The organism is Nonomuraea antimicrobica (assembly GCF_039536965.1).
Lineage (GTDB): Bacteria > Actinomycetota > Actinomycetes > Streptosporangiales > Streptosporangiaceae > Nonomuraea > Nonomuraea antimicrobica.
Window position 1 is genome coordinate 36,554 of record NZ_BAAAZP010000056.1, and the last position, 10,625, is coordinate 47,178.

8 protein-coding genes are annotated in these 10,625 nt (G+C 70.4%); 6 read left to right on the forward strand and 2 right to left on the reverse strand.

What is annotated here, in order from left to right:
* Window positions 1–17 precede the first annotated feature (17 nt).
* From ABD844_RS15480 to ABD844_RS15505, 6 genes are all read left to right on the forward strand, one after another.
* A complete protein-coding gene (locus tag ABD844_RS15480) occupies window positions 18–1,094 on the forward strand; it encodes an ABC transporter ATP-binding protein (protein WP_344877404.1) in 1,077 nt (358 codons plus the stop codon).
* 27 nt (window positions 1,095–1,121) lie between these two features.
* Entirely contained in the window at window positions 1,122–2,315 is a 1,194-nt protein-coding gene (locus tag ABD844_RS15485; RefSeq protein WP_344877406.1) for a polyamine ABC transporter substrate-binding protein, read from the forward strand.
* 3 nt (window positions 2,316–2,318) lie between these two features.
* Entirely contained in the window at window positions 2,319–3,170 is an 852-nt protein-coding gene (locus ABD844_RS15490) for an ABC transporter permease (RefSeq protein WP_344877408.1), read from the forward strand.
* Entirely contained in the window at window positions 3,167–3,955 is a 789-nt protein-coding gene (locus tag ABD844_RS15495; RefSeq protein ID WP_344877410.1) for an ABC transporter permease, read from the forward strand. Before ABD844_RS15490 ends, ABD844_RS15495 begins: the two co-directional genes overlap by 4 nt.
* Before the next feature lie 166 nt (window positions 3,956–4,121).
* Complete coding sequence (locus tag ABD844_RS15500) at window positions 4,122–5,516, forward strand: NAD(P)/FAD-dependent oxidoreductase (RefSeq protein WP_344877421.1); 1,395 nt, start codon at window positions 4,122–4,124, stop codon at window positions 5,514–5,516.
* 234 nt (window positions 5,517–5,750) lie between these two features.
* The gene (locus ABD844_RS15505; RefSeq protein ID WP_344877412.1) at window positions 5,751–6,659 is read left to right on the forward strand and encodes a serine hydrolase; all 909 of its coding nucleotides are present in this window, start codon (window positions 5,751–5,753) and stop codon (window positions 6,657–6,659) included.
* Between the two features lie 50 nt (window positions 6,660–6,709).
* Here ABD844_RS15505 and ABD844_RS15510 read toward each other — a convergent pair whose 3' ends face one another.
* Both ABD844_RS15510 and ABD844_RS15515 read right to left on the reverse strand, forming a co-directional pair.
* Window positions 6,710–8,221 carry a DHA2 family efflux MFS transporter permease subunit gene (locus ABD844_RS15510; protein WP_344877414.1) on the reverse strand — a complete coding sequence of 504 codons (1,512 nt, stop codon included), beginning with the start codon at window positions 8,219–8,221 and terminating at the stop codon, window positions 6,710–6,712.
* Window positions 8,222–8,256: 35 nt separating this feature from the next.
* Window positions 8,257–10,625, reverse strand: a 2,369-nt coding sequence (locus ABD844_RS15515; RefSeq protein ID WP_344877416.1) for an ATP-binding protein, incomplete at its 5' end; no start/stop codon positions are given.

The following is a 10,625-nucleotide window of genomic DNA, read 5'->3' on the forward strand; positions in this document are numbered from 1 at the left end:
AAGGAACGATCCTGGAGATGACCGGGCTGAGTGCGATTGAGCTTGAAGACGTCGTCAAGGAGTATCACTCGCATGGCGAGGTCGTCCAGGCGGTCAAAGGCGTGACGCTGGACATCGCCGAGGGGGAGTTCTTCTCCCTCCTCGGCCCGTCCGGCTGCGGCAAGACCACGACGATGCGGATGATCGCGGGCTTCGAGGCCCCCTCGAAGGGCCTGGTGAGGCTGCACGGCCAGGACGTCACGAACGTCCCGCCGAACAGGCGCGACGTCAACATGGTCTTCCAGTCCTACGCGCTCTTCCCGCACATGAGCGTCTGGGACAACGTGGCGTTCGGGCTCAAGCAGCGCAGGACGCCCCAGGAGGAGATCGGGCGGCGGGTCGGCGAGATGCTGGAGATCGTCGACCTGGCCGGCCGGGAGAAGCGCATGCCGCGCGAGCTGTCCGGCGGCCAGCAGCAGCGCGTGGCGCTGGCCAGGGCCCTGGTCAACCGCCCCAGGGCGCTGCTGCTCGACGAGCCGCTGGGCGCGCTGGACCTCAAGCTGCGCCAGGCCATGCAGATCGAGCTCAAGCGCATCCAGCGCGAGGTCGGCATCACGTTCGTGTACGTCACCCACGACCAGAACGAGGCGCTGACCATGAGCGACCGCATCGCCGTCATGAACGACGGCCTGGTCGAGCAGCTCGCCGGGCCGCGCGAGATCTACGAACGGCCCGCGACGCCGTTCGTGGCCGGTTTCATCGGCACCTCCAACCTGCTGGCCGGCAGCGCGAACGGCGGCGAGCTGAAGATCGGCGGCGGCCGGGTGCTGGTGCCCGGGCACGACGGCGAGGTGACGGTGACCGTACGGCCCGAGAAGATCACCATCGGTACCGAGGAGCCCGGCCAGGGGCTCAGCGCCGTGCGCGGCACGGTCACCGAGGTCGTCTACCTCGGCACCTACACCAGCTACGCCGTGGACCTCGCCGCCAGGGGTGAAACGATCATCACGGTGTTTCAGCAGAACGTGCACGACGCCACGGCCACGGCGGAGCGGGGCGACTCCGTGTGGCTGTCCTGGCAGGCGCAGCACTCGTACGTGATTGGAAGTGGATAGCACCTCATGAACCCCTTCATGCGCGGAATGACGCAGCCCCGCACCCGTCGTGACGTCTTCAGGCTCGCCGGTGCCTCCGCCGCCGGGCTCGCCCTGGCCGCCTGTGGCGTGCAGGGGCAGAAGGCGGCGCCGCCCAAGGCCGACGCCGTGGCCGACTTCTGGGCCAAGCAGAAGAAGAACGGCAAGGTCGTCTTCGCCAACTGGCCCGAGTACATGCCGGAGGACAAGGCCCCGCTGGAGAAGTTCAAGCAGGACACCGGCATCGCGTACGAGTACAAAGAGGTCATCCAGGAGAACGCCGAGTTCTTCGGCAAGGCCGACCCCGTGCTGCGCGCCGGTCAGTCGCTGGGCTACGACATCGTGGTCATGACCAACGGCATCCAGCTCCAGCACATGATCGAGCTGGGCTACGCGGTGGCGCTCGACCACTCCAAGCTCCCGAACTTCCAGGCCAACGCCGGGCAGAAGTACAAGGAGCGGGCCTACGACCCCGGTAACAAGTACACGGTCCCCTACACCTCCGGCGTGACCGGTATCGCGTACAACACCGAGTACGTCAAAGAAGAGATCACCAGCATCGAGGCGTTGTTCGATCCCAAGTACAAGGGGCGGGTCGGCATGATGGCCGACGCGCAGGAGATCGGCAACTTCGGGATGTTCGCGCTGGGCATCGACCCGGAGAAGTCGACCGAGGCGGACTGGCAGAAGGCCGGGGAGAAGCTCAAGGCGCAACGCGACGCCGGAATTGTGCGGAAATATTATGATCAGTCGTATATCGACGCCGTGTCGAAGGGCGACGTCTGGCTGACCATGGCCTGGTCGGGCGACGTGTTCCAGCGCCAGCTCGCCGGTGAGCCCGTCAAGTTCGTCGTGCCCGCCGAGGGCGGCACGATCTGGACCGACAACATGCTCATCCCCAAGGGCGCGGCCAACCCGCTCGACGCCCTCATGCTGATGGACTACCTCTACCAGCCGGCCGTGGCCGCCGAGCTGGACGAGTTCATCCAGTACGTCACCCCGGTCCCCGCCGTGCAGGACCTGCTGAGGGAGAAGGCCAAGACGGCCACCGGCGAGGACAAGAAGGCCCTGGAGGACATGGTCGACAGCCCGCTCATGTTCCCCACCGAGGCCGACTACGCCAAGCTGCGCAGCTACACCCGGCTCACCACCCAGCAGGAGCAGGTGTTCAACCCGATCTTCCAGTCGATCACCCAGGCGTAGGCGATGAGGCGGCTCACCCCCTACCTGCTCGCGTTGCCGAGCTGGATGTGGCTGGCGATCTTCCTGGTCGTGCCCATGGTCGCGATGGCCTCGGTCTCGCTGCAGACCGGCAACGCCATCGACGGCTTCGCCATGACGTTCAGCTTCTCCAACTACGGCGACGCGATCGGCCGGTACAGCCCTCAGCTCGTCCGCTCGCTCGTCTACGGCGGGCTCGCGACCGTCGCCATGCTGGTGATCGGGTACCCGGTGGCGTACTGGATCGCCTTCAAGGGCGGCACCCGCAAGTCCGTCTACCTGTTCCTGCTCCTGCTGCCGTTCTTCGTCTCGTTCGTGCTGCGGACGATCTCGTGGAACTTCCTGCTGTCGGACAACGGCATCCTGTTCGGCACGCTGAAGGGCTGGGGGCTGCTGCCCGCGGACTTCCACGTGCTGGCCACCACGTTCGCGGTGGTGGGCGGGCTGACGTACAACTTCCTGCCGTTCATGATCCTGCCGATCTACGTGGCGCTGGAGCGGGTGGACCCGCGGGTGGTGGAGGCGGCCCAGGACCTGTACGCGAGCCGGACGGCCGCCTTCCGCCGGGTGGTGCTGCCGCTGTCGCTGCCCGGGGTGTTCGCCGGGGTGCTGATGACGTTCGTGCCCGCCACGGCCGACCCCATCAACGCGGCCATCCTCGGCGGCACCGCCAACACGATGATCGGCAACATCATCCAGACCGAGTACCTGACGAACCTCGACTACCCGACCGCCTCCGCGTTGTCGTTCACGCTGATGGCGGTGCTGCTGGTGGGCATCTTCGTCTACGCCAGGGCGCTCGGCACCGAGAACGTCCTCGAGGCGGCGGCCCGATGAGCCGGACCACGCGCCTCGGCGACCGCCTCCTGCACCTCTACACGTGGCTGGTCATCATCTGGCTGTCGTCGCCGATCGCCGTGATGATCCTGTTCGGCTTCAACGACAAGCAGAGCAAGTCCAACACCACCTGGCAGGGCTTCACCCTCCGCTGGTACGCCGAGCTGTTCGACATCTCCGACCTGACCGTGGCGCTGCGCAACACGCTGGTGATCGCCCTGGTCAGCACGGTCGTCACGGTGGTGATCGGCACCATGCTCGGCCTGGCGCTGGGCCGGCACCGCTTCCGTGGGAAAGGGGTCACGAACTTCCTGGTCTTCGCCGCCATCTCCACGCCGGAACTGGTGATGGGGGCCTCGCTGCTGTCGTTGTTCGTCTCGGGCAACGTGCCGCGCGACTCGAGCACGATCATCGTCTCCCACGTGCTGTTCTCGCTGTCGTTCGTGGTCGTCACCGTGCGGGCCAGGGTCGTCACGCTGGACCCGGCGCTGGAGGAGGCGGCCAGGGACCTCGGCGCGACGGCCTGGGGCACGTTCCGGCAGGTGACGCTGCCCTCGATCATGCCGGGCGTGCTGGCGGGCGCGATGTTGTCGTTCGCGCTGTCCATCGACGACTACGTGGTGACCAGCTTCGTCAACGGCTCGACCGTGACCTTCCCGCTGTGGATCGTGGGCGCGGTGAAGACCGGCATCCCACCGCAGGTCAACGTGATGGGTACGCTGATCTTCGGCATCGGTGTGCTGATCGCGATCGCGAATGCCGTCGCGGCGCGGCGCCGGGGCTGAGCGGGTCCGACAGGCTTCCCCTCCGCAGGTCGCGGAGGGGCTTTCGCTCATATGGCAAAGAACAGGGAGGCGAGATCGGATACCGGCGGGGGGAACCCGCGCGTGATCACCTCATTGGTCCCGCAATTTTCATAGAACTCAAACTTTCGTAAGGGAAGTGGGATTTGTGGATCCGCTGAAGGCGCTGGCTGACGCGGAGCGCAAGCCGTACTGGCTGGACAACCCGGCCAGACCCGAGCCGCAGCCGCGGCTCTTGGACGACACCACCGCCGACCTGGTCGTCGTCGGCGGGGGATTCTCGGGGCTGTGGACGGCCCTGATGGCGAAGGAACGCGACCCGTCACTCGACGTCGTCCTGCTCGAAGGCCGCAGGATCGGCTGGGCGGCCACCGGCCGCAACGGCGGGTTCTGCATGGCGACCCTCACCCACGGCCTGGCCAACGGCCTGGACCGGTGGCCGGAGGAGATCGGACAGCTCGAACGCCTGGGGGTGGCGAACCTCGACGAGATCGAGCGCACGCTGGAGCGTTACGGCATCGACTGCTCGTTCGAGCGTACGGGCGAGTTGCACGTGGCCACCGAGCCCTGGCAGGTCGAGGCGCTCAACGCGCACCTCGACCTGATCTCCGACCTGGGGCTCGACTACGTGCCGCTCGACAGGGAGCAGGTGCGGGCCGAGGTCGACTCGCCGACCTACCTGGGCGGGCTCTGGGAGCGCAGCGGCTGCGCCATGCTCGACCCGGCGCGGCTGGCGTGGGGCCTGCGCGAGGCGTGCCTGCGCCTCGGCGTACGCGTGCACGAGCGCACCCCCGTACGCTCGATGGGCGACGACGGCACGACGATCACCCTGCGCACGCCGCACGGCACGGTGGGCGCGCGCCGCGTGGCCCTGGGCACCGGGGTGTTCACCCCGCTGCTGCGGCGGCTCAAGCACTACGTGGTCCCCGTGTACGACTACGCGCTCATGACCGAGCCGCTGACCCCGGCTCAGCTCGACTCGGTGGGCTGGCGGAACCGGCAGGGCGTGGGCGACTCGGCCAACCAGTTCCACTACTACCGGCTGACCGACGACCACCGCATCCTGTGGGGCGGCTACGACGCCGTCTACTACAACGGGGGCCTGGTCAAGCCCGAGTACGAGCAGCGCGACGAGACGTTCGTCAAGCTCGCGGGTCACTTCTACGACACCTTTCCGCAGCTCGACCAGGTGCGCTTCACCCACAGGTGGGGCGGCGTGATCGACACCTGCAGCCGCTTCAGCGCCTTCTACGGCCAGGCGCACGGCGGACGGCTGGCCTATGCCGCCGGCTTCACCGGCATGGGCGTCGGGGCCACCCGGTTCGGCGCGAACGTCATGCTCGACCTGCTGTCCGGCGAGCAGACCGAGCGGACCGAGCTGCGCATGGTGAAGGAGAAGCCGATCCCGTTCCCGCCCGAGCCGGTGCGCTCGGGGGTGATCCAGTTCACCCGGTGGTCGATCGCCCAAGCCGACCAGCACGAGGGCAGGCGCAACCTGTGGCTGCGCGCGCTCGACAGGATGGGGCTCGGGTTCGACTCGTAGCGCTTTCGGGCACTTTCGGGGGTTCGCCCCCGACGGTCGCACGCCGGTCGGGCATCCGTGGACCCGACCGGCGCGCGGCCGGGTCGTGGTGGGGGCCGGTCGTGGTGGGGCCGGTTGTGGTGGGGCAAGGTCGTGCTGAAGGTCTCACCAGCAACGCTCCTGGCGCGACGGGCCCGGCCGCCGGGTCGGGCATGCTGCGTACGAACCCCCGTCGAGATCATGGGGGTTTGGCGCGTGCGTGCGACAGGGATGGCCCTGCTGGGCCTGACGCTCGTGGCGGGGTGCGGCGGCGAACGGGCCCCGGTCGTGCCCGCCGCGGTGCGGGCGCCGGTCAAGGTGGCGCGATGCCTGCTGAAATATCCGGACAACCGGGCGGGCCGCACAGGACGGGTCCGGCTCGCCCGTGACATCGCCCGGTACGTGGGCACCCGGCCGGGCCGGATCGTCTACGACGTGCTCGACCTGGTGAGCAAGGTCAGGCTGGGGCACGGGGAGCACGTACAGGACCTGATCGCGGCCAGCGGGGCGAAGGTCGACATCGTCGCCGCCCTGCTGCAGAGCAGGGACGACAGCCTGAGCGAGGACGAGCTCGACCTGGCCGAGCGCATGATCGTGGAGAGCGACAACCTCGCCGCCGACGCGATGTGGTCGCTGGTCGGCGGCACGGGTGCGATGAGCGAGTTCTACCGGCGGATCGGGCTGAGGGAGACGACGCCGGGGCCCGGCGCCTACTGGGGCGGCACCAAGACCAGCCCCGCCGACCGGATCAGGCTGATGAAGGTGCTGATCAACGGCGGGAAAGGGCTGACCAGGGCGGATCGGCGGCTGGTGCTGGGCCTGATGGGACGGGTCCAGCAGGACCAGGCGTGGGGGGTGAGCGCGGCGGCCAGGCCAGGGGACCAGGTGACGCTCAAGAACGGGTGGACGCCCCGGCAGTTCATCCAGGACACGTGGGCGGTGACGAGTTACGGGCGGATCGCCGGGCCGGGGCGGGACCTGCTGATGTCGGTGCAGACCGACCAGCAGTGGGGGGAGGAGCCGGGCATCGAGACCATCGAGGGCATCGCCCGCATGATCGGGAGCCGGCTCGACGCCCTCTCCCCGACGACCACCCGTGCCTGCCCGACCAACCCCACACCCTGACCACCCCGCCGCGAACGCCCCCGGTGCGGCCCCTGGGGCGCCCGCCGTCGTCACGAGTGCGCGCTCGCCAGCACGTCCTCCGGGATCACCTTCGGCACGCCGCGCAGCCCCACCAGCGCGAGCAGCGCCACCACGGCCAGCAGACCCGCCGTGACGTACGAGGTGAGGTGCACGCCCTCGATGAAGGCCGCATGAGCCGCCTGCACGAGCCGGTCGGCCTGCTCGGCGGGCAGTGCGGCGGCCGTCTGCAGCGCCCCGGCCAGCGACTCCCCTGCGGCCTCGACCGGCACCCCGGCGGGCAGCTCAAGGTTGGCCCGGTAGGCGCTGGTCAGCACCGTGCCCAGGACCGCGATGCCGAGCGCCCCGCCCAGCTCGAACGCCGTCTCCGACACCGCGGCGGCGGCCCCCGCACGCTCCCGTGGTGCCGTGGCCAGCACGTTGTCGTTGTTGACGGTGAAGGCGAACCCGACGCCCACGCCGCCGATCATCAGGATGGGCAGCAGCGCGAGGTAGTTCAGCTCGGTGCCAAGCGTGGTGTAGTAGAAGAACGCGCCCGCGTTCATGGCCAGGCCCAGCGCGACCACGCCGTTCCTGCCGATGCGGTGGATGAGCCTGGTGGCCAGCATGCCGCCCACCGCGCTGCTCAGCCCGCCGGGGAGCTGGGCCACACCCGCCACCAGCGGCGACCAGCCGAGCACGAGCTGCAGGTACCAGGCGAACATCAGCATCATGGCCGACATGGCGAAGATCGCCAGCAGGTTCGTCAGGATGGAGGCGGTGAACGCCCGCCGTGCGAAGAGCCGTACGTCGATCAGCGGCTCGGCGAGTCGCGTCTGCCGCCACACGAACAACGCCAGGAGCCCGATCCCGGCCGCCCCGGTCGCCAGGACGTCGGCGTGCTCCAGCCCCTTGTGGGCGGCCTCCTTGACCGCGTAGACGGTGCCCACCACGCCCGCGAACGACAGGACCACGCTGACCAGGTCGATCCGCCCCGCGTGCGGGTTGCGCGACTCGGGCAGCACCAGGAAGCCGCCGATCAGCACCAACGCCATGATCGGCACGTTGATCAGGAAGACCGAGCCCCACCAGAAGTGTTCGAGCAGGAGGCCGCCGACGACCGGGCCGACCGCGAAGCCGGCCGCGCTCATACCGCTCCAGATGCCGATGGCCATCGTGCGCTCACCGGGCTCGGTGAACACGTTGCGCACGATCGACAGGGTCGAGGGCATGATGGTGGCTCCGGCCACGCCCAGCAGCGCGCGGGCGGCGATGAGCAGTTCGGCGCTGGGCGCGTACGCGGTGATCACGGAGGCGGCGCCGAACGCCGCCGCGCCGATCAGGAGCAGGCGCCTGCGGCCGATGCGGTCGCCCAGGTTGCCCATGGTGACGAGCAGGCCCGCCAGCGCGAAGCCGTAGATGTCACCGATCCACAGCACCTGCGTCGAACTGGCGCCGAGATCGGCCGACAGCGTGGGCAGGGCCAGGTGCAGCACGGTGAGGTCGAGCGAGAGCAACAGCGTGGCCGGGCAGGCCACGGCCAGGGCGGCCCATTTGTTCTTCATGCCGCCCACTGTCGGGGGGACGGCTGACGGCGGGCCTACCGCTCGCTGACCGCCCCGCTGACCTCCGCCAGCCCGGCGTCGATGCGGCTGCGGGTGTCGTTGGTGGCGTACCAGTCGGCGGGGCACACCTCGCGGGCCCTGAGCAGCAGCGTGCGGGCCCCCTCCAGGTCGCCACGGGCCAGCGCCACCTCGCCCTTCCCGAGCTCGGCCCAGGCCAGGGTCTCGGTGGAGCCGTTCCTGCGCGACAGCTCGGCCGCCTCGACGTAGTCGGCCCGCGCGGCCGGCAGGTCGTCCAGGCCGATGAGGGCGTCGCCGCGGCGGCACAGGGCCTCGGCGATCTCCGTGTTCGCGCCCAGCTCCCGCGCCAGGACGAGCGCCTCGTCGGACAGCGTGTACGCGGTGCGGTAGTCGCCCTGCAACTGGCGCAGCGAGCCCAGCCCGGACAGCACCAGCACCATGCCCCACCGCTCCCCGATGGCCTTGAACCCGGCCAGGCTCAGCTCGAAGTTCGCCACCGCCTCGTCGATCCTGCCGAGCGTCTGCAGGATGAACGCCCGGCCGCAGTGCGACAGCGCCATCCGCCAGGGCGGGAGATCCGCGGCCTCCTGCGTGATGATCGCGTACGCCAACTGCATGTCCTGCGGGGGCCCGGTGAACATCGACAGCAGCATCATCAGGAACTCCACCTGTTTCGGCAGGTAGCTGATGGGCAGCAGGCCGCGCACCTCGTCCAGCCGCGGGCGCAGGCTCTCGTCCGCGCCGCCGGTCCAGGCGGTGACGAGCACGCACATGGCGTACTCCTCCAGGCGTTCGGGGAAACGGGTGTCACCGAGCGCGGCCAGCAGTTCGCCGGCCAGGGAGGCACTGGTGACGCGGTGGCCGCGCATCCACCAGTAGCAGGCGCTGTTGGCCAGCAGCCGCATCGCCAGCTCCAGTTGCCCGGAGTCGGTGGCCCAGCGGACGGCCGCGTCGAGGTCGTCGCTCTCCTCGTCGAGCCGGGCGAACCACTCCATCTGCTCGGCCGTGCGCAGCTTCGGGTCGGCCGCCATGATCAGGTCGAAGTAGTAGAGGGCGTGCGCGTCGCGGATCGCGTCGCCCTCGCCCGACTCCTCCAGCCGCTCCACGCAGAACGCCCGGATCGTCGCCAGCATCCGGAAACGCCCGTCCACGAACTCCACCAGCGACTTCTCCGCCAGCGAGAACAGCACCTCCTCCGGCAGCCCGCACACCCGCTCGGCCGCCTCGGGCCGCGCGCCGCCCACGAACGCGGCCAGCCGCCTGGCCATCTGCTGCTCGGCCTCGTCCAGCAGGTCCCAGCTCCACGCCACGACCGCGTGGAGGGTCTGGTGGCGCGGCAGCGCCGTCCTGCTGCCCCGCGTCAGCAGCCGGAACCGGTCGTCCAGCCGCGCCGCCACGTCGGCGACCGACAGCGTACGCAGCCGCGCCGCCGCCAGCTCGATGGCCAGCGGCAGCCCGTCGAGCGCCCGGCAGATGCGTACGACGTGCCCGGCGCTGGCGCCGTCGACGGAGAAGCCCGGCCGGACGGCGGCGGCCCGGTCGGCGAACAGCCGCGCGGCCGGGTAGTCGAGGGGGGTGGCGGTCTCCGGCGGCGGCAGCCGCAGGGGCGCCACCGGCAGGATCGACTCGCCGGTGATGCCCAGCGCCTCCCGCCCGGTCACCAGCACCCGCAGGTCGGGGCAGGCGGCCAGCAGGTGGTCGGTCAGCTCGGCGGTGGCCGTCACGAGGTGCTCGCAGTTGTCCAGGACCAGCAGCAGCCTGCGGTCGGCCAGCGCGCCGACCAGCGTGGTCATGGGGTCGACCGCGGCCCGTTCCGGGGAGTGCAGCAGGGCGTCGCGGATGCCGAGCGCGGCCAGCACGGCCAGCGCCACCGCGTCACCGCCGGGGACGGGCGCGAGCGGCACGAAGCACACGTCGCCCGGCTCCTTCGCGGCCGTCTCGATGGCCAGCCGGGTCTTGCCCGCGCCGCCCGGGCCGATCAGCGTGACGAGCCGGCCGGCCCGCAGCCGGAGCGCGACCTGTTCGAGCTCCTCGGCCCGGCCCACGAAGCTGGTGAGCTGGGCCCGCAACCCCTGCCTGGAGCTCGGAACGGGCGGCGGCGGGATCGCGGGCGCGCCGAGCGCCGGGTCGGCCCTGAGCACGGCCAGGTGCGCGGCGGCCAGCTCGGCGCCGGGCTCGACGCCCAGCTCCTCGTCCAGCAGCTTCCTGACCTCCTCGTAGACGGTCAGCGCCTCCGCCTGGCGGCCGCTGCCGTACAGGGCGCGCATGAGCTGGGCGCGCGGCCGTTCGCGCAGCGGGTGGGCGGCGGTGAGCTGGCTCAGCTCGGCGACCAGCTCGCGGTGCCGGCCGAGGTCGAGGTCGGCCTGCACGCGGTCCTCGGTGGCCG